Below are 18,980 nucleotides of genomic sequence, written 5' to 3'. Positions count from 1 at the left end.
TCGCGAACCCTGAATTGATCTTCGACACCCTGGTCGGGACGGGGCGGGCGGGAACACCTGGATGCAACATCGTGATCTGTAACGACGAGTTGTTGCCGTTCAGCGTTGTCAACCTTCTCGGTGACGCTGCTGCTCAGATAGGTAATGCGGCGGGCGCGTAGATTCGAGATGCTGGTAGATGACGGTTTCGAACCCGAATTGTTGCCCAATATTTATGTTTAGTCTGTGTGACGGTCAGTGAACAGTAAATTTGAGTCAAATGATGCAACCGTGGCGAAATGTTCGCTACCGTGTGCTGGACAACCGACAATCTGGGGGTTCGGCTACATGGCAAATGTTCGCAGGTCTGTGACGAAGGGATTGATCGCTGCTTCGGTGATCGCCGCAGCTGGCGTGGGCCTTTCGCCGGCGACAGCGAGCGCCGACATCACACCGACCACGGTCGTCAACGGTATCTTGTCGACTGTCGGCGGCTGCCAGACGCCGGTGCGGTCTCTCATCCTTGCGTGCACGGGTGCTGAGACGCTGACGCGCCAGTCGCCCGTGCTGCTCGACCTCAACCCGGTGGGTACCAACATCGTCGTCTTGGGCGCCGGCCTCTTCGACGACGGCACGATGCGTCCGATGCTGGTCGACCGACTTCAGGCGGCGCTGCAGCTGGCTCGTCAGTACCCGCAGTCTCCGATCATCACGAGCGGTGGGGCCCCGAAGGCCGGAGTGACGGAAGCCAGGGCGATGCGCGAGTGGCTCGTCGCCAACGGCGTCGACCCGGGCCGGATCACCGAAGAAGGAACGTCGTGGTCCACGGTGGAGAACGCGCTCAACTCTGCGCGGATTCTCGCCGATCGAGGAGCAACGGGCGTGGTTGTGGTCTCGAGCGCCAATCACGTGGAACGCGCGATGGTGGACTTCCGGGTTGCAGTTCTCGGCCGGATCCCGGTCGCAGGCGTGATCGCTGCGACCTGACGCACCCAGCTGCCCATACAGTTCCGCGTACCGCCGGAATCACCCGGACGGTACGCGGAACTGTTTCTGGGTTGCTACTTTCGTCGTTGCAACTCGTCGTCACCTTCGGTCAGAAGCGCAAGTTCGGCATCGACGGTGTCGGAATCGATCTCACCGGGAACGGCGATCTTCGCCAGGAGTTGCTCGTCACCACTTTCCGTCCGAAGCGCCTTCTCCCTGATGAAGGCGATCGCGATCAGACTCAACAGAGCCAGGATTCCGGCGATGAGGAAGACCCGTGCGGTGGCATCGCCGTACGCAGCGCGGACCACATCCTGGATCGCTTCGGGTAGTTCGTTGAGGTTCGACAGCCCTGCGCCGGACTCTCCGGAGGCACTCAGATCGACCCCGATTGCGCTGAGGCCCTTGGTCGTCAGATCTGCAACGTGAGTGGAGAGCACTGCGCCGAGGACGGACACGCCTGCCGCGCCGCCGAGTGAGCGGAAGAACGAGACCGTCGAACTTGCGGTGCCGAGATCGCTAGGCGCGACGGTGTTCTGAACTGCGAGAACAAGATTCTGCATCACCATGCCCATCCCGGCGCCGAGCACGAAGAGGAACAGTCCGACCCAGAACATCGGCGTCGCGTGATCGATGGTCGAGAGGAGGAAGAAGCCTGCCGACATTGCGACGGCACCGGCGATCAGGAAGCCCTTCCAGCGCCCGAACTTCGTGATCATTGCCCCGGACAGGCCGGCGGAGAGCATGGAACCGATCACCATGGGCAGTGTCAGAAGACCTGCGGCAGTGGGAGAGTAGCCGCGGGCAATCTGGAAGTACTGACCCAAGAACACTGCTCCGCCGAACATTGCGACGCCGACGGCGATGCTTGCCAGCGTCGCCAGCGTGGTAGTCCGATCTCGGAAGAGGCGGAGCGGAATGATGGGTTCCTTGACCTTGCTTTCCACCCACAGTGCTGCGGCGAGCAGCACCACGCCGAGTCCGACGAGGAAGAACGACATCGCAGAAGCCCACTCGAAGTTCTTACCTGCCAAAGTGACCCAGATCAAAAGAGTGCTGACACCGGCGGCAATGAGGGTTGCACCGACGTAGTCGATGCTGACGTCCTTCTTGACGATCGGGAGGTTCAACGTACGCTGCACGACGATCAATGCGATGACTGCCAGCGGCACGCCGACGAAGAACGTCCAGCGCCAGCCGAGCCAACTAGTGTCCACGATCAGGCCGCCGATCAGTGGGCCGGCGACTGTCGCGACGGACATGACGGCTGCGATCGGTCCCTGGTATCGGCCACGCTCACGCGGGCTGAACATCGCCGCGATCACGATGATCACGAGGGCTTGCAAGCCGCCGAGGCCCAGTCCCTGAACAGCGCGGAAACCGATCAGCATGCCGACCGATTGCGACATGCCCGCAAGGATCGAGCCGATCGTGAACAGCGTGATGGACAGCTGGACCAATAGCTTCTTACTCACCAGATCCGAGAACTTGCCCCAAATGGGAGTTGTTGCGGTGGAAGCCAACAGCGTTGCCGTCACGACCCAGGTGTACTGATCCTGGGTGCCGTGTAGTTCGGTGATGATGGTGGGGAGTGCATTCGAGACGATCGTCGATGACAGGAATGCGACGAACATGCCGAGTAGGAGCCCGACAAGTGCCTCGATCTTCTGCTTGTGGGTCATCGGCGCATCGGTCGATGACTGAGATGGTGGAACGTCGGTAGACGTGAAAGAACTCATGAATGTCCTTGCATCGGAGAATGATTCGATCTGATCGTGCAGCGTCGGTCAGTGCGCCGCGTGGGACTCTGGGCAGGTCGAGCGTCGTAGTCGATCGAGTGCACATGCGACGTCGACGGCGTCCTCTTCGGTCCATCCGTCGAGATGGTCGATGAGTCGCTGCGCCTGGGCGTGACGATGGAAGACCAGGGTCCGGACGCCGAGTGGAGTCAAGGACAGGAGCGTTGCCCGTCCGTCATCCGGGTCCGGTCGCCGCTGAATGTATCCACAAGATTCGGCGTGTGTGATCTGTCTGCTCAGTGTCGAGACTGTCACTCTCAACTTTTCCGCCAGATCCGTCGATCTCGTGGAATCTGCGGCCGACAACTGCGAGAGGAGGGCGCCCAGTGGGTCCGGCAACATGTCGGGGGACAGTTGGCGTGAGCCGGTCGACGAAACCTCGCGGTGGCGCCGGACGAGGGCGCGAAGGTTGTCGAGGATTGCCTCGGCACTGTCGTGAGTGATCACGGCCACCTCCTCGAATAGTTGATATTTGCAACTATAGATCAAGTTGGTTGCACTGCACAACTACTTTGTTGTCAGTCCTCGGAACTGCCCAGTCGGTGCAGCAAGGCCGTCAGCGTAGTGATGTCGTCAGTTTCCCATTTTGCGAGTCGGGCGCGCCAACGATCGATCTGATGATTGCGGATCGTCGTGAGCTTCGTCCGAGCCTCAGGGGTCAGGGTCACCAGCTTCGCGCGAGCGTCGTCGGGGTCGGGGATCCGTTCCACCAGGCCGAGCCGAGCTGCGGCATCAATTTGCCTGGTCAGGGTGGACTTCTCGATATCGAGCGTGGAGATCAGGTCGGACATCCGCACGGCATCGGAACGGTTCAGGATGACGAGAACCGGGTAGAGCGCCGGATCGAGTTTGGGATGAATTGCACGCGCATAGGTGCGCGCCTGGGCGCGTCCTCGTTGCCACATGTCGGCAAGTTCCATCTCCAGGCCCGTGATCGGATCTGAAACCACTGTCGTTCCCCTTTGGTGCGATTCGTTCGGTGTTCATCAAACCAGAAGGGGGGTCGGAGTGATTTGGGTGAAGTCACGCTGAGCGAAAGGTGGGGGCTCAAGCCACCGCATACGCCCGCACGCACGTGTTCAGGTCGCGGGTGAGATCAGCCGCTGTACTGGTCGGAGAACCGAATTTCACGACGGACCCGTCGCTCCCGTGGAACAACAGCGTCGGAAACGAAGTAGCACCGAGTCTGCGTGCACGGGCGAAATCCGCGCGGGCGGCGTCCTTCGAAGCGGCGGTGAACAGGGAAGACACTGCGGCAGATGGGTCGAGTCCGAGCGATTTCGCCACGGCTCGGTAGGTCTCGGGATCGGAGAGACTGCGGCCGTCTCGGTAGAACGCGATCTGCATGGCCTCCGCGATGTCGAGTGCGCGTGTCGGATCTTGCTCGCGCAGCGCGGCGAGTCCGATCGCTGCATCCGTCGAATCCATGACGAACCGCCCGTCAGTCACCAGTTGTGAATATCCGTCACCGAAGACAGCGCCCGTCTGGGCTGCGATGGTGGCGTTGGCTGATTTCAAGTACGGAGCCGAAGACATGGGTGCGACGCGCTCACCGGTGAACAGCCCGCCGCTGACCACGGACAAGTCGATGGAATCGGCATTTTGACGGACGAGTTCCGTCAACGCCGGGCCGAAGCCGAAACACCACCCGCAATAGGCGTCGAAGACATAGGTGAGTTGCGTTTTGCCTGCTGTTTTCGAGCCTGTTGGTTGCATTGTTGGTTCCTATCCGAGCGCGAACTGATTGATACTCTGACGGTATGTCGCATTCGGGTACTCGGTCACGGTGAAGATGAGTCCCGAACTAGTGAAAAACAGACAAGTACCCGTCCGGGACGTCGGGTACGCGTCTTCGGTGGCTGACGCGACCGAGATCGAAGTACTCAGCCTGGACACCATTCGCATCAACGGGGGTAGTGCAGAGTTCGTCGGCCCCCAACGCCCGCAGTTTCACTTACTCGCACTGGTGACCGAGGGTTCGGCACTACACACCATCGACTTCGTCAACTACGCGGTGAGCCCGGGGACCGTGTTCTGGGTCAGACCGGGGCAGGTGCAACAGTGGGGGCGAATCCAGGATTTCGAGGCGATGGTCGTTCTGTTCACACCCTCGTCGCTCGATGCCGTCAGCCAGCAGTTATTGGACGGGAACGCTCACAGTCGGCAGGCAGCGTGGCAGTTGTCCGGCGAGAACCTCGAGACCATCAGCACAGGTATGAAACACCTGAACCTGAACTACGGCTGCCCGGATACTTCCGCGCCCGTCGTTCGCGCGGACATCCTGCGGCACACGCTGACGGCAATTCTGTTGAAACTGACCCACCTCGGTGGACAGGAACAGAGTTCCGTGCTGGCACACAATGACGTGTTCGAAAGGTTTCATGCCGTTGTCGAACGTGACTTCGCCACGGTCCGTTCGGTTTCGGAGTACGCCAACAAGATCGGGTACTCCGAGAAGACTGTATTGCGAGCTACCCGAGCTGCTGCCGGAATGACGGCAAAGCAGTACATCGATCAGCGTGTGGTGCTCGAAGCGAAACGTCTGCTGTCTTTCGGCACGGACACGGTCACCCAGGTGGCGTCGAAGCTGGGGTTCGACGATTCTGCGAACTTCACAAAGTTCTTCGCCACCCGGGTGGGTGTTTCTCCGCTGACCTTCCGTCAGGACGTCAGAGCGCGCTGAACGCCGCCCATCGCGCGTCGGCGCTGTCGAGGGTTCCGATGCTGTTCTGCCCCTTGCCATGTGCGATGCCGTCCAGATCCTGGATGATCCAGTAGATGGCAAAAGGGTGGCTGCCGAACCAGAGATCACCGCTGACGTCCAATGCGTGCGCCGGATCGGGTGTCAGGTTGTCGAACAGTGGAGTGTTTCGCACGATAGATGCGTCGTACTGCTGCCCGGAAAGTACGGCGACGGTCTGCGCCGCATGCTCGGGTAGGAGTTCAGGTGAGACGGGCGAAATCGTGCCGGTGTCTTGATTGTTGGTCGCGTTGACTTCCGATACCGGCCTGGTGAATCCGGCCTCGGTGACGAGTGTGGAGATGGGAGTGGTCGGTGGCACGGTGAACAGGTTTCCGCTGTAGCCGAGAAGGATCGCAAGGCTCTGGCCGGCAGACGCGGACTTGACGTCTTCGAGGCTGGATTCCAGCTTTCCGATCATGGCGGTTGCTTCGCTGCCTCGATCGAGCTGTGCCCCAGCTTGTTCGAGCACGTCACGCCACGGCGCCGAGTACGGGAGGACCAAGGTTGGCGCCACGGAATTGATCTGTGCGAACAGGCTCGGTAGTGGACCGGCATTGCTCATCAGGATCTCATCGGGTTCGACGGACGCGATCTCTTCGACGGCGGGGTTGGCGAAGAAAGTCGGCTTGTCGAGAACTTCGACGCCCTGCTCGCGCAGAATCGTTTTGGCGACGTCCGATCGCAGGGTGCTGTAGACGACGGTGGGCTTCACGCCGAGTGCGAGTGCACTCAGCCCCGCGTACTCGTCGAGCGCGAGAATGCGCTGCGGTGAGGCCGGAACTTCGACGGTGCCGAGTTCGTGTGTGACGGAACGAGTTGCAGAAGCGGTTTCGGACTCGGCGGAGCTGCTGCACGCGCTTGCGCCGGCAACGGTGAGGAGAAGCGCCGAGACGATGCCGAATGCGGTTCGGGTGGTGAACATCTGAGGTCAACGATCCATTCGTGGGAAGAAGAAGGACAGGAGGGTGCCGGCCAGCAGTAGGCCAGAGCAGACGAAGAGGGCTTGGGAGTATCCGGAAACCAGTGCTTCGGTCGGTGCGCTGTCCGAGTGCGCCGTCGAGGAAGCGGCGACGCTCACGAGAACGGCTAGTCCGAGTGAACCGCCGATCTGACGCGATGTGCTCAGTAGCCCTGATGCCATGCCGACTTCTTCTGGGGGAGCGTCGGCGGTGGCGATGTTACTGAGCGGCATGAACGACAGACCGATGCCGATGCTCGCCAGAAGCGAAGGCACCAGGATGACGGCCCAGAAGGAACTGTCTAGGTTCATCGTCGAAAAGATGAAAGTTCCGATTGCGGCGACTGCTGTTCCGGTTACGAGCAGCGGCCGAACTCCGTAGCGCGGAAGGAGTTTGGTGGACGCGAGGATGCCGATTACCAGGCCGAAACAGAAGGGCAGGAATGCCAGGCCGGTGGTGGTCGGTGAATAGCGCAGTCCACGTTGCAGGAAGAGCGAGACGAAGAAGAACGCGCTGAACTGTGCCGCACATACCAGGCACATGATGGCGTTGGCCAGTCCGATTCGGGGTCGAAGCAGAGTGGACAGTCGTACCAGTGGTGTGGCGCAGCGGCTTTCGATCACAACGAAGGCGGTCAGCAGGGCGATCGTGAGCGCGAATCCACCCAGCACGTAACCCGAAGTCCAGGAATGTGATTCAGTGGTAATCACTGTGCCGACAAGGGCGGTGATTCCGGCCGTCGCCAAAATGGCGCCGGGGAGATCGAGGGAGCCGCCTCTAGCGGCTTGGCCGGCCGGCAGGCCACGGGCACCGCCAACTGCGGCGATCAGGGACACCGGTGCGCCGGCGAACATCACCCATCGCCAACTGAGCCCTTCGGTCAAAATGCCGCTCAGGACGACACCGAGTGCGCCGCCCAGTGCTGATGACATTGCGCCGATGCCGAACGCCTTGGCCCTGGCGCGTCCGGTGGGAAAGGCCTGACTGAGGGCGGCGAGCCCGGCCGGCGCGATCAGTGCAGCGCCGACGCCTTGAAGCGCCCGAGCTCCGACAAGCATTTCGGCGGACACGGAGAAGGTGCCGACGATGCTGACGAGGGCGAACAGCAGAAGCCCGGAAACCAGAACTCGACGAGTGCCCATCACGTCGCACAGACGACCGCCGAGAAGCAGCAGTCCGCCGAAGGCGAGGGCGTACGCGTTGACGACCCAGGACAACCCGGCGTCGGAAAAGTTCAGCGATTCCTGGATGTCTGGCAGTGCGACGTTGATGACCGACATGTCGAAGGCCACCAGGAACTGCGCTGCCGCGGCGGCTGTGAGGACCAGAGCCGGCGCGGCTACTGCTCGAGTTGTTGTTGTCATTGCAGGTGCCTAATTTGTATACGCGTTCTCATAAGTAGTTAGGTTTACCTTGCTGGCTGCTGAGATGCAAGGGGTTCCCCGGGTGAGAGCGTCGTAGCGGGAACGCGCAGAATCGACGGATGGCCGAAAAGATGGAACCGAGATCACCGCGGCTCGGACGTCCCCCGACGATCACGTCGGAGCAGATAGTCGACGAGGCGAAACGGCAGCTTCAGACCGGCGGCGCCGACGCGTTGAGCATGCGAGCGTTGGCGAAGTCGCTCGGCACCACGCCGATGGCCCTGTACCGGCACGTGGGCGACAAGGAACAGCTGATCAGCGCGGTGCTCGATGCGTACTCACAAGATCTCGGCGCGCTGGTCCTGCCGCAGGATCAGGTCGAACGGCTTCGCACGATCTTCACCGCGATCTTCGAAAAGCTGGCATCGGAGCGCTGGATCATCGAGTTGCTTCAGCGCGGTGGCCGTGGTGGGAACGGCGCTGTGGTCTTGGTCGACCGGGCCATGGCCGCGTGTGTCGAACTCGGCATGTCGCCGCGTCGCGCTCTGCTGGTCTATCGAGCGCTGTGGAACTACACACTCGGCGCACTGCTCAACATCTACGACACCACGACGCGGCCGGAAGGCAGTGTGTCGCCTCTTGCGGTCAAGATCCGAGAAATCGGCCCCGAGAAACTGCCGGTACTCAGTGAGGTGCTCGAGGACTGGCCGGGAGGGACGACGGCTGAGAGTTACTTGGAAGGACTGGAAGTCTTGATCAGCGGATACATGAATTCCGGCTGAGAGTGTTTACAGCAACCCGTGCCGCGGTGGGATTGTCCCGGACAGTGTCCAGCGGCCGATGTGTTGGACCTTCCACCTCGTCGGATCGTGCAGGGTGTGCGTGCGCGCGTCACGCCAGAACCGCGAGAGGTTCGCCGATTCGCCTGCGCTTCTGGTGCCACCGATCTCGAACAGCGTGCTCGTAGCCGCCAACGACGCCCTGGCGCCGACAACCTTGGCAGTTGCGGCGTCGATGGATGCTAGGGCAGTGGAGTTCTCGGTGGGATCACGACGCGCCACGTCGATCGATCGCGCTGCTTCCGCCAAGAGGGATCGGGCAGCGCGAACCTCGATGGCCGCTTCACCGGCGAGTTGCACGAGCAGTGGATCCTCTACCGCCGTATCGACTTTCGCCTCGAAGAACGGACGCGCTTTTGCAGCGAGTTCGACGGATTCACGCAGTGCAGCCGACGCGATGCCGGTGTCGATCGCGGCGTGCAGGATCTGGGCCTGTGCCCCGTAGGTGGTCGGGTGAGTGAAGAGCGACGTGAAGGGTACGACGTTGAACCGCGGCACCGAAACGGATTCCAGGGTCACGGTTCCGCTTGCAGTTGTCTTCTGCCCCATACCGTCCCAGTCGTCGACGATCGACAGTCCGGGAGTATTCCGGGGTAGGTAGACCGCGGATTTCACTTGTGCGCCGGTCTCTGTGAGCTGATCCGTATTGGCGGCACGCACTACTATCCAATCGGCGAAGAGCGCTCCCGTGCAATAGAATTTGCGACCTTCGAGCACAAAGTCTTCCCCGTCTGGGGTGAGTGTGGTGCCGTCGATGTCGATGGTCTTGTTGCCGCGCTCGCTCTGGGCGTTGGCGAACTGCTTGCCCGACAATGCCTCGGCGTAGAAGAACTGCTTCTGCTCCTTGGACCCTTGGTGCCGGAGCGCTTCCAGGAACGTGAAGTGGCTGTGCGGAATCTGCGCGATGCTGGGATCGCCCTCGGCGAGTAGACGGAAGACCTCGGCCAACGTCTCGGTGCTCGCGTCGATGCCACCGAACTCCTTCGGCACCGAGAGTCCGAGCAGACCGGACCGCGCCAGGGTGCGAACCTCGTCGTGGGGAAGGAGGCGCTGCGCATCGCGGACGCCGGCACCTGCTGCGAACTCGTCGGACAGCTGTGACGCTACCGAGAGCGCCTCGTCTTCACTGGTGATGCGGTGCGCGATCCCCTGAATGTCCACAGCAGTCATGCTGCCACCGTTTCACAGTCGCAGCACCCACCCAACACTTACAACCTGTGTGATCGCTACCCTGGAAACCTCTGGGAACTGCATGTTTGCTGGGTTTCATGTCTACTGAACGTATCGCCGACGAGATCAAGTTCGCCTACTGGGTGCCCAATGTCAGTGGTGGTCTGGTCACCTCCGACATCGAGCAGCGGACCAGCTGGGACTACGAGTACAACAAGAAGCTGGCGCAGACCGCGGAGAACAACGGCTTCGAGTACGCCCTGAGCCAGGTTCGTTACGAGGCGAGCTACGGGGCGGAATTCCAGCACGAATCCACGAGCTTCAGCCTTGCGCTTCTCCTGGCCACCGAGAAGCTCAAGGTCATCGCTGCGGTGCATCCCGGACTCTGGCAGCCGGCAGTGTTGGCGAAGCTGGGCGCTACCGCCGACCACCTGTCGAACGGTCGTTTTGCCGTCAACGTCGTCAGTGGTTGGTTCAAGGACGAGTTCACTCATCTGGGCGAGCCGTGGCTCGAGCACGACGAGCGCTATCGGCGTAGCGCCGAGTTCCTTCAAGTTCTTCGAAAGATCTGGACTGAGGACGACGTCGATTTCCGAGGCGACTTCTACCGCATCCACGACTTCACGTTGAAGCCGAAGCCTCTGAACACTCCGGAGCGTCCCAATCCCGAACTGTTCCAAGGTGGTAACTCGGCGGCAGCCCGTGAGAACGCGGGCCGGTATTCGGATTGGTACTTCAGTAACGGCAAGGACTACGACGGAGTCACCGAACAGTTGGTCGACGTTCGCCGGGTTGCTCGTGAGAACGATCGGGAGGTCAAGTTCGGGCTCAACGGATTCATCATCGCCCGCGACACCGAGGCGGAAGCAAAAGACACACTGCGCGAGATCATCGCCAAGGCCAACCGCCCTGCGGTCGAGGGATTCAAGAATGCAGTCCAACAGGCCGGCGCGTCGACCGCGTCCAAGGACGGGATGTGGGCGGATTCGACGTTCGAGGACTTGGTTCAGTACAACGACGGCTTCCGCTCACAACTGATCGGCACGCCGGAACAGATCGCCCATCGGATCGTCGAATATCGCCGTCGCGGTGTTGATCTGATTCTCGGCGGATTCCTGCACTTCCAGGAGGAGATCGAGTACTTCGGGGCCAAGGTGCTTCCGCTGGTTCGTGAACTCGAAGCAGCCGACAGTGACGAGCAGGTGCTCGTCACCGCCGGCTGATTGCCTGATCTCTCAGGACTTCGCGTGGCGTTTCGCCAGCATCCAACGTGAGATCTTCATGTCCCGAGCTTTTCGCTCGATGGTCAGCAGGTCCAGCGGAGCGCTGAACTTCTGAACGGCCAGTGATTTCACACTGCTGAACTCACGCAGCCCGTCAGCTCCGTGGATACGGCCGAATCCGGAATCGCCGACCCCGCCGAATGGCAGGGCGGCGATTCCGGCGAATCCGAGAACCGAATTGACCGTGACGACACCGCATTCGAGCTTCTCGGCAATCGCTCGGCCCTTCGACGAACTCTTGGTGAACACCGAGGCGCCCAAGCCGTACTTCGACGCGTTGGCACGCTCGATACCCTCATTAATGTCGGCGACCTTGTTCACCACGACGCTCGGGCCGAACGTTTCCTCGGTGATCGCCGTGGAATCCTCCGGAACATCCGTCAGGATGATCGGATCGATGAACGGACCGTTGAAAGAATCAAGTCCGCCGAGTACAGCTTTCGCGCCGCGACTGAGAGCGTCTTCGATCTGGCCCCGGACTATCGCGGTCTGCTTTCCCAGCGTCATCGGCCCATAGGTCGAACTGTCGGTGGCGCCGGCGTGGGCGTCCCGTAGCGCGGCCGTGAGCTTGGACAGGAAGGCGTCGTACACGGGCGCTGCGACGTAGATTCGCTCGACGCCGGCGCAGGTTTGCCCGCCGTTGCCCACCGCCCCGAACGCGGCGAAGCTCACGGCCGCATCGAGATTGGCGTCGGAGTCCACCAGCATGGCATCCTTGCCGCCGCATTCGGCGACCAGGGGAGTGAGGGTGTCCGCGCAGGCGGCCATCACGCGCTTTGCGGTAGCCGTCGAGCCGGTGAATGCAATCTTGTCGACACCGGACGAACACAGAAGTGCACCGGTTTTGCCGTCACCGGTAATGGTCTGCAGGACAGGGTGTCCAGGTGCCGCGATGTTCCACAACCGGGCCAATTCGACGCCGACCCCTGGTGAAAGTTCGCTCGGTTTGAACACAACGGAGTTACCGGCGGCCAGTGCGTAGCCGATCGACCCCATCGGTGTGTACAGCGGATAGTTCCAGGGGCCGATCACGCCGACAACACCCATCGGCCGGTAGCCGACGGATGCAGACTGGTTGGCGCTGATCAGTCCTGCACCGACGCGTCTGCGGCGCAACACTTTCTGGGCGTTGCGTGCCGCCCAGTCGAGATGTTCGACGGCCAGCATGACTTCGAGAAGGGCGTCGTCGCTGGGTTTTCCGGTCTCGGCGGAAATGATCGCCGCCATCGATTCGGCGTGAGTGGCGATCGCGGCACGAAAATTGCCGAGCACTTTCCGGCGGCCTTGGAATCCGAGTTGATCCCACCACTTCGACGCCGTGCGTGCTGCGGCGACCGCTTTGTCGATCTCCTGCTGATCTGCAATGGGGTGCTGCGCGACCACGGAATCGTTGCGAGGGTCGAGGCTCGCGAAGATGTGATCGTCCGATTTCGGATCTGTCGACGTGGACGTGCTCTGGCGGCCGAGCTGTTCTGTCATGTTCTTCAGATCCTCCACATGTCGGTGCATCACATATATGTGATGTGATTTACTGTGCTGGTAGTCACAGTATGCGTCGGACGGAGCTCCGACAAGCCTCCAGCCTCATCTCACTCGGGAGTTTTCGATGTACATGGATTTCACGCAGGAGCAGTCTGATTTCGCCAAGTCGGTAGCGGCGTTCTGCAAGAAGGAAAGTGGGACCCGCGAGCAGCGAGATCTGCTGACCGATCACGGCGCCCACAATCACAACCAGGCGTTCTACGAGAAGATGGCGGAATTGGGATGGCTCGGGCTGACCGTCCCGGAGGAGTACGGGGGATCGGCCGGAAGCACGGTCGACCTATGCATCTTTCTGGAGGAAGCCGCCAAGGGCATGGCACCGATCGGTGGACTCGGCCCGACCGTCATCACCGGGGCCGCATACGAGAAGTTCGGCAGCCCAGCCCAGAAGGAGGCAGTGCTCGGCGGGATCGTCCGTGGCGCGTCTCAGTCGATCTCGATGTCCGAACCCGAAGCAGGCTCCGACGTGGGAAATCTGAGTTGCCGCGCCGAGAAGGTCGACGGTGGGTGGCTGATCAACGGCCAGAAGACGTGGTGTTCCAACGCGCACTTCGCCGAGAACATCCTTCTGGTGGCTCGCACATCCCGAGGTGAAGGCAAGCACGAGGGCTTGACCATGTTCCATGTCCCGGCCGACATCTCCGGATTGAAGATCAGTGGGATCGACACCATGGGCGGCAAGGAGGTCAACGATCTCTACTTCACCGATACATTCCTGCCCGACGACGCGGTGGTCGGGGGAGTCGGCAACGGCTGGCGTCAACTCATGGCCGGACTCAACATTGAACGCCTCATCCTCGCGGCAATGATGCTCGGGACCGCACAGCGCGCTTTCGACGACACCCTCGAATTCGTCACCACGCGTAAGCAGTTCGGCCGTCCGGTCGGATCGTTTCAAGCACTTCGCCACAGGATCGCGGATCTCGCCACGGAGATCGAATGCGGCCGTCTGTTGGTCTACAGCGTGGCCAGGATGGTCGACGCCAACCCGACGAAGATGTTCCCGCGGGAAGCGTCGATGGCCAAGCTCAAGCTGACCGAGACTGCCAAGAAGGTCGCGCTCGAGGGGATGCAGATGATGGGTGGGTACGGTTACGCGACTGAGTTCGACATGGAGCATCATGTGCGAAAGACTCTTGTGTCCTCCATTTATGGTGGTACCAACGAGATTCAGCGAGACATCATCGGCAAAACGTACGGACTGTGAGGATCGGTTGTGGCAACGTCTGCACGCACTCGGAGAGCGACATCTGAGCTGAGGAGACGGCCACAGTTGTCGGAGGACGTGGCCAATCACGTTCGCAACCTGATCATGTCCGGCTCGGTCCGTCCGGGCGAGTTCGTCAGGCTGGACGAAACCGCAGCCGACCTCGGGGTCAGCGTCACGCCGGTGCGAGAAGCCCTCGTCGCATTACGCGGCGAGGGGATGGTCGAGTTGGTTCCGCATCGCGGCTATCTCGTCTCGCCCCTCAGTCGCCAGGACATCGAAGACATCTTCTGGTTGCAGGGGCAGATCGCGGTCAAGCTGGCTTTGCGGGCGATGGACAGAATCACCGCTGATCAACTGGTGGAACTCTCGGAACTCAATGCCGATTTGCGAGCGGCGGTCGACGCCTCGGATGCAGCTGCGATCGAGCAGTGCGAATTCGAGTTCCACCGCCTGATCAACCGAGCCGCAGGCGGAGCGAAACTGGCGTGGTTCCTGTTCGGCGCGATTCGGTACACCCCTGCTCGTCTCTACGCGACAGATCCCGGCTGGGGTGAGCTTGCGGTATCGAGTCACGACAGCCTGATCGAAGCGTTCGAAAAAGGTGATCGTGAGCAGGTCGACGCGCAGATGGGTCTGCAGTTCTCCGACGGCGCTGCCCGACTGCTGGCGCACCTCGACAACATCGGTATCTGGGACTGAATCAGGAGCTCAAGACGGCGGTAGGGCGGGTGCGAGCAGGATCGCCGCACACTCGGCGACCAGCTCTTCTTCCGTCACGTCGATGTACCCGTCGAGCCATGCACTGAGGGTCTGTGCCAGGCCGCCGACCAGGAATGTTGCCGTCAGGGTCAGATGACCGCTGTCGTTCAATCGGTAGAAGGTCTTGGCGTTGGCAGCCAGGAGACCGATGAATATCGTCGTCGACGCTTGGCGTTTCTCGGCCAGGACAGGGCTCGTCAGGGCGCTGGAGAACAGTAGACGTCCGCGACGGGGATCGTTCGCGATAGTGCGGACGATGTTCGCGATTCCGGCGAGCGCCTTGCCGCGTTCGGTCTCGGCGGCGTCCACCGCGGCCTGGGTTGAAACGGCGATGTCCGTGATGACGGTGTCGTAGACGGCCGACATCAATGCATCACGATCGGTGAAGCTCTCGTAGAAGTACCTCGCCGCTACACCGGCCTGCTTGCACACTCCGCGGACCGTCAGTTCGGGTTCGGCCGACCCCATGAGTTCCAGACCGGCCTCGATCAGCATCTCCCGTCGTTGGGCTACGCGGAGCGCGCCGTCGACGCCACCGTACGAACGCGGTTGGTCATTCATGAAGACCATCTTTGCATCCCGAGATTGCTTGACATCTCGGCATTTCAGCGTTTCACTCATCTGAGAACGTGCGTTCGCAGATATGACTTCGAAGGGGTTCTGCCATGACGGTGAGTAGGGATTCGACGGGCGGGCTCGGGGAAACCGAGGCAGTCGGCGGTATCGAAGCGGTCGGCACCAAAGCGATCGACATCGATGCGGAAGTCGAAAAGGCGATGTCCGGTCTCGGACTGTTGGCCGCCGGTGCGAACGTCATCATGCAGTTGGCGCGTCCGGCGGTGGGGTACGGCGTGTATGAGAGCAAGGTCGAGACAGGCCGGTTGGACCGACACCCGGTGAAGCGAACCCGGACGACGCTGACGTATCTCGCGGTGGCGAGCCTGGCGACGGACGAAGAAAAGAAGTTGTACCGACGCGCAGTCAACGGCTCGCACAAGCACGTTCGCTCCGATGAGAACAGTGCGGTCGAGTACAACGCGTTCGATCCGGAACTGCAGTTGTGGGTGGCCGCCTGCCTGTACCGAGGCTTCGAGGACGTCTACAAAATCTTGTACGGGGATCTCGATCCGGTCACCCAGGATGCGTTCTATCAGCGCAGCGCCACGTTCGGTACAACCCTTCAGATGCGACGCGACATGTGGCCGACAGATCGGGATGCGTTCGAGGTCTACTGGAACGAGAACCTCGACAAGGTGGCCATCGACGAGACGATTCGTGAGCATCTGTACGGAATCGCGTCGGCGACATTCACGCCGAAGTTGTTGCATCCTGTGGTCGGCCCGTTCAATCGGTTTCTCACCACCGGGTTCCTTCCCCAGGCCTTTCGTGACGAAATGCGGCTTCCGTGGTCAGTGCGTCGGCAGCGCAACTTCGACCGATCCATGCGCGTCGCTGCGCTGGTCAATCGGTTCAGCCCGAAGATTCTGCGGATGTTCCCCTACAACTTCTATCTCTGGGATCTGCGTCGGCGGATCGCCAAGGGGATCCCGTTGGTCTGAGCCGACTCTGGGATTTGAAGTGATTGACACCACAGGCAAACCGGACACATACTCAACATAGTTGAAGTTGACGTCAAGTTTCATCATTCCTGTGGAGGCTGTCAGTGGCGAACATAGAAGGCGTATGTGACCAGCGATTCTCTGGCTTGAAGGAGGCGCTGGCACGCAATCTCGATTCCGGCGAGGACGTCGGGGCAGCGATCGCACTGACGATCGACGGCGAATCCGTCGTCGACATGTGGGGCGGTTGGGTCGACGTCGAGCACACCGCTCCTTGGGTCCGCGACACCGTCACCAACGTCTGGTCCTGCAGCAAGACCGTGACCGCACTGGCCGCGCTGATGCTCGTCGACCGCGGCTTGCTGGATCTCGACGCCTCTGTCGCGCAGTACTGGCCCGAGTTCGCCGCAGCAGGCAAGGATCGTATTCAGGTCCGGCAACTGCTGTCTCACACGTCGGGTGTGTCGGGGTGGGATCAACCCTTCACCTTGGAGAACATCTGCGACGACGAGTACGCCACGGCCCGGTTGGCGACCCAAGCTCCCTGGTGGGAACCGGGTACGGCATCCGGATATCACGCCCTCAATTACGGTCACTTGATCGGTGAGGTCGTCAGGCGCATCGACGGACGGACCCTCGGCCGCTTCATCGACGAGGAAATAGCCGGTCCACTCGATGCTGATTTCCGCCTGGGCTTGCCGAAGTCCGAGTACGGGCGAGTCTCGAATGTCATTGCGCCACCGCCGTTGCCGATCGACATCGAGGCACTCGGGATGGACAACATCATGGTGAAGACCTTCACCGCACCGCCGGCTGACGCGACCGATTCATGGACCGACGGGTGGCGCGACGCCGAGATCGGCGCGGCCAACGGTCATTCGAATGCGAGGGCGCTCGCACGCATCCAGTCGGTGATCGCATGCGGTGGCAAGGTCGGTGACGTCCGTCTGTTGTCGGAGGAGACGATTGACAAGATCTTCGAGGAGCAGTCGTACGGAGTCGACCTCGTCCTCGGTGTGCCGGTCCGGTTCGGCGTCGGATTCGGCTTGCCGACGCCCGAGTCCGTCCCGTTCATTCCGGAGGGGCGGATCTGTTTCTGGGGTGGTTGGGGTGGCTCGCAGATCATCATCGACACCGACAAGCGCATGACGTTCTCGTACGTGATGAACAAGATGGGTCCGGGTCTGCTCGGTTCGGAGCGATCGGCGCAGTACGTAGCGGCGGCCTTTGGCGCCCTGAGTTGATCGGCGTGACAGTGAGCGCGATGCCATGGCCAAATCCTTGCTGAGCAATAGCCGAACCTCGCCGGTTCGCGCCTTGTGGCCAAGTCGGCATAATGTTGGTTTGCCCGTCGTGGCTGACTATGCTGCCGGTTATGCCAGTATGCTCCGGGGGGAAATCAGCTTGTCTGCTAAGTCGAAGTAGGCCCGAAAGTTGTAGCCCCGCATCGGCTGACCGGCGATGAACCGTCTCGTCGAAGTCGTCCTGCGCTGGTGGCGGTTGCCGGACCAGTTTTACAGTTTCAGTCGCTACCTCGAGGACCGTGGGCTCTTGGCTTCTCGCCGGGTGCTGGTCGGCGGAACTGCGTTCTGGATGGGGTTGGTGTTGCTGTCGGCGCGATTCAGTGACGCGGGTCCGGAAAGTACGTTCTCGCGAGCGGTCAATCTGACGGTCATCGTGCTGTGCCTCGCCGCGGCACTCATCTGGTGGTTGTTTCCGCCGACGCGGTTGTGGTCGTACATTTTTGTAGTGGGTTCCGACATTGCGATTGCGGCGGCGGCGGCAACCGATTCGGAGCCGCTGGGCAGATTGATCGCGTGTGTCGTGTTTGCGTCGATCGGCGGATACATTGCCTTCTTTCATGATCCGAAACTGCAAGCAGGACACATGATCTTCGCTTCGGTCATTACAGTGTTTTCGGGGTGGACTCTGTTGTTCGGGCCAACGGCCGACGTCGGGCTGGGGCTGGCGAAGATATCGGTTGTGTTGGCCACGATCATCGTGATTCCCGTTGTGTCGCAAATCGTTCTAGCGGTTCTGGGTTCGGACGCCACCACTTCCGATATCGACCCGTTGACCGGTCTGCTCAACCGTCGCGGATTGGCCCGTCGGGTGAACGACTTGATGGGCGCTCCGGCCACCGAAGCGGACGCACTACTCGTAGTGGTGATCGACCTCGACCGATTCAAGACGATCAACGACGTTCACGGCCATGACGTCGGAGACAGCACGATCATGCGAACTGCACTGCGCATCCGTTTGTGGGCCACCCAGTCCGCCTTGACAGCTCGTATGGGCGGTGACGAGTTCGTCGTGGTCGAGCGGGTGCCGGTCAGCGTGATAGCCAGGTTGGAAGAACAGATCCGCTCGGCGATGGACGGCGCGACCGATGATCCGCCAACGAGTGCCAGTGTCGGAATGGCGGTCCGCGCCGCGCCACGGAATTCGGACGAGTCGGTCGGCGAAGCCTTTGCCGAACTCTTCCGTGTTGCAGATTCGGCGATGTACGAAGCGAAGCGGCAAGGTGGCAACCAGGTTCGCGTGAGCCTGGTCTGATGCGAGAGCTCAGTCGGCGAAGCTCAGACCACGTTCGGCGAGTGCTTCGCGCAGAATCCTCAGGGCTTTCGGACCCATCCCGTGCAAGGTGCCGAGTTCTTTCTCGGACACGGACGTCAGTTGTGCGAGGCGGGTGTAACCCGCGCCGATCAGCGCCCGCTGGGCGGGAGCGCTCGTTTTCGGGAAGTCGGTTTCCACTGTGTCCGGATCCGGTTCTGTCACTGGCCAACT

At 61.3% G+C, this 18,980-nt stretch carries 20 protein-coding genes; 10 read left to right on the top strand and 10 right to left on the bottom strand.

The features are described from left to right. Positions 1-14 precede the first annotated feature (14 nt). On the top strand, positions 15-161 hold the full coding sequence (locus tag R4P65_RS07590; protein ID WP_317826031.1) for a hypothetical protein: 147 nt from the start codon (positions 15-17) through the stop codon (positions 159-161). A gap of 76 nt (positions 162-237) precedes the next feature. Beyond that, a complete protein-coding gene (locus R4P65_RS07585; RefSeq protein WP_019745734.1) occupies positions 238-966 on the top strand; it encodes a YdcF family protein in 729 nt (242 codons plus the stop codon). A gap of 74 nt (positions 967-1,040) precedes the next feature. Here the strand turns inward: R4P65_RS07585 and R4P65_RS07580 are convergent, their stop codons facing one another. The 4 genes from R4P65_RS07580 to R4P65_RS07565 form a co-directional block, all read right to left on the bottom strand. Beyond that, positions 1,041-2,705 carry a DHA2 family efflux MFS transporter permease subunit gene (locus R4P65_RS07580; protein WP_411742518.1) on the bottom strand — a complete coding sequence of 555 codons (1,665 nt, stop codon included), beginning with the start codon at positions 2,703-2,705 and terminating at the stop codon, positions 1,041-1,043. 48 nt (positions 2,706-2,753) lie between these two features. Then, positions 2,754-3,212, bottom strand: coding sequence for a MarR family winged helix-turn-helix transcriptional regulator (locus R4P65_RS07575; RefSeq protein ID WP_317826030.1), 459 nt, complete (start codon positions 3,210-3,212; stop codon positions 2,754-2,756). 71 nt (positions 3,213-3,283) lie between these two features. Continuing rightward, on the bottom strand, positions 3,284-3,715 hold the full coding sequence (locus R4P65_RS07570) for a MarR family winged helix-turn-helix transcriptional regulator (RefSeq protein ID WP_019745731.1): 432 nt from the start codon (positions 3,713-3,715) through the stop codon (positions 3,284-3,286). A gap of 97 nt (positions 3,716-3,812) precedes the next feature. Further along, positions 3,813-4,481: a DsbA family protein gene (locus R4P65_RS07565; protein WP_317826029.1), complete on the bottom strand. Its 669-nt coding sequence runs from the start codon at positions 4,479-4,481 to the stop codon at positions 3,813-3,815. A gap of 139 nt (positions 4,482-4,620) precedes the next feature. Here R4P65_RS07565 and R4P65_RS07560 point away from each other — a divergent pair, with 139 nt between their 5' ends. Then, positions 4,621-5,448: an AraC family transcriptional regulator gene (locus R4P65_RS07560; protein WP_317826028.1), complete on the top strand. Its 828-nt coding sequence runs from the start codon at positions 4,621-4,623 to the stop codon at positions 5,446-5,448. Here the strand turns inward: R4P65_RS07560 and R4P65_RS07555 are convergent. Both R4P65_RS07555 and R4P65_RS07550 read right to left on the bottom strand, forming a co-directional pair. Continuing rightward, positions 5,435-6,430 carry an ABC transporter substrate-binding protein gene (locus R4P65_RS07555; protein WP_317826027.1) on the bottom strand — a complete coding sequence of 332 codons (996 nt, stop codon included), beginning with the start codon at positions 6,428-6,430 and terminating at the stop codon, positions 5,435-5,437. The two genes, R4P65_RS07560 and R4P65_RS07555, sit on opposite strands and share 14 nt — an antisense overlap. Before the next feature lie 6 nt (positions 6,431-6,436). Next, the gene (locus R4P65_RS07550) at positions 6,437-7,831 is read right to left on the bottom strand and encodes an MFS transporter (protein ID WP_317826026.1); all 1,395 of its coding nucleotides are present in this window, start codon (positions 7,829-7,831) and stop codon (positions 6,437-6,439) included. 119 nt (positions 7,832-7,950) lie between these two features. On the opposite strand from R4P65_RS07550, the gene R4P65_RS07545 reads away from it, so the two are divergent. After that, the gene (locus R4P65_RS07545) at positions 7,951-8,613 is read left to right on the top strand and encodes a TetR/AcrR family transcriptional regulator (RefSeq protein WP_317826025.1); all 663 of its coding nucleotides are present in this window, start codon (positions 7,951-7,953) and stop codon (positions 8,611-8,613) included. Positions 8,614-8,619: 6 nt separating this feature from the next. Here the strand turns inward: R4P65_RS07545 and R4P65_RS07540 are convergent, their stop codons facing one another. Further along, the gene (locus R4P65_RS07540; RefSeq protein ID WP_317826024.1) at positions 8,620-9,840 is read right to left on the bottom strand and encodes an SfnB family sulfur acquisition oxidoreductase; all 1,221 of its coding nucleotides are present in this window, start codon (positions 9,838-9,840) and stop codon (positions 8,620-8,622) included. Positions 9,841-9,938: 98 nt separating this feature from the next. Here R4P65_RS07540 and sfnG point away from each other — a divergent pair, with 98 nt between their 5' ends. Further along, on the top strand, positions 9,939-11,063 hold the full coding sequence (sfnG, locus tag R4P65_RS07535; protein WP_007730790.1) for a dimethylsulfone monooxygenase SfnG: 1,125 nt from the start codon (positions 9,939-9,941) through the stop codon (positions 11,061-11,063). Positions 11,064-11,075: 12 nt separating this feature from the next. Here sfnG and R4P65_RS07530 read toward each other — a convergent pair whose 3' ends face one another. Next, on the bottom strand, positions 11,076-12,602 hold the full coding sequence (locus tag R4P65_RS07530) for an aldehyde dehydrogenase family protein (protein WP_269068764.1): 1,527 nt from the start codon (positions 12,600-12,602) through the stop codon (positions 11,076-11,078). Positions 12,603-12,729: 127 nt separating this feature from the next. On the opposite strand from R4P65_RS07530, the gene R4P65_RS07525 reads away from it, so the two are divergent. Both R4P65_RS07525 and R4P65_RS07520 read left to right on the top strand, forming a co-directional pair. Further along, positions 12,730-13,872: an acyl-CoA dehydrogenase family protein gene (locus tag R4P65_RS07525; RefSeq protein ID WP_317826023.1), complete on the top strand. Its 1,143-nt coding sequence runs from the start codon at positions 12,730-12,732 to the stop codon at positions 13,870-13,872. A gap of 9 nt (positions 13,873-13,881) precedes the next feature. Next, positions 13,882-14,574 (top strand): GntR family transcriptional regulator, encoded by a 693-nt coding sequence (locus R4P65_RS07520; RefSeq protein WP_317826022.1) that lies wholly within the window; start codon positions 13,882-13,884, stop codon positions 14,572-14,574. A 9-nt stretch (positions 14,575-14,583) separates the two neighbouring features. Here the strand turns inward: R4P65_RS07520 and R4P65_RS07515 are convergent, their stop codons facing one another. Next, positions 14,584-15,204, bottom strand: coding sequence for a TetR/AcrR family transcriptional regulator (locus R4P65_RS07515; protein WP_230817326.1), 621 nt, complete (start codon positions 15,202-15,204; stop codon positions 14,584-14,586). Between the two features lie 95 nt (positions 15,205-15,299). Here R4P65_RS07515 and R4P65_RS07510 point away from each other — a divergent pair, with 95 nt between their 5' ends. From R4P65_RS07510 to R4P65_RS07500, 3 genes are all read left to right on the top strand, one after another. Then, positions 15,300-16,193 (top strand): oxygenase MpaB family protein, encoded by an 894-nt coding sequence (locus tag R4P65_RS07510; RefSeq protein WP_317826021.1) that lies wholly within the window; start codon positions 15,300-15,302, stop codon positions 16,191-16,193. Between the two features lie 104 nt (positions 16,194-16,297). Next, positions 16,298-17,437, top strand: a complete 1,140-nt coding sequence (locus tag R4P65_RS07505; protein WP_317826020.1) for a serine hydrolase domain-containing protein — start codon at positions 16,298-16,300, stop codon at positions 17,435-17,437. 217 nt (positions 17,438-17,654) lie between these two features. Next, positions 17,655-18,749, top strand: a complete 1,095-nt coding sequence (locus R4P65_RS07500) for a GGDEF domain-containing protein (protein ID WP_317826019.1) — start codon at positions 17,655-17,657, stop codon at positions 18,747-18,749. Positions 18,750-18,758: 9 nt separating this feature from the next. Here R4P65_RS07500 and R4P65_RS07495 read toward each other — a convergent pair whose 3' ends face one another. After that, positions 18,759-18,971 carry a DNA-binding protein gene (locus R4P65_RS07495; RefSeq protein WP_230817329.1) on the bottom strand — a complete coding sequence of 71 codons (213 nt, stop codon included), beginning with the start codon at positions 18,969-18,971 and terminating at the stop codon, positions 18,759-18,761. Positions 18,972-18,980: the final 9 nt, after the last annotated feature.

Source organism: Rhodococcus sp. IEGM 1318 (genome assembly GCF_033142465.1).
GTDB lineage: Bacteria > Actinomycetota > Actinomycetes > Mycobacteriales > Mycobacteriaceae > Rhodococcus_F > Rhodococcus_F qingshengii_B.
The sequence above is the reverse complement of the archived record's forward strand: the minus strand, read 5'-3'. Positions and strand labels throughout refer to the sequence as shown.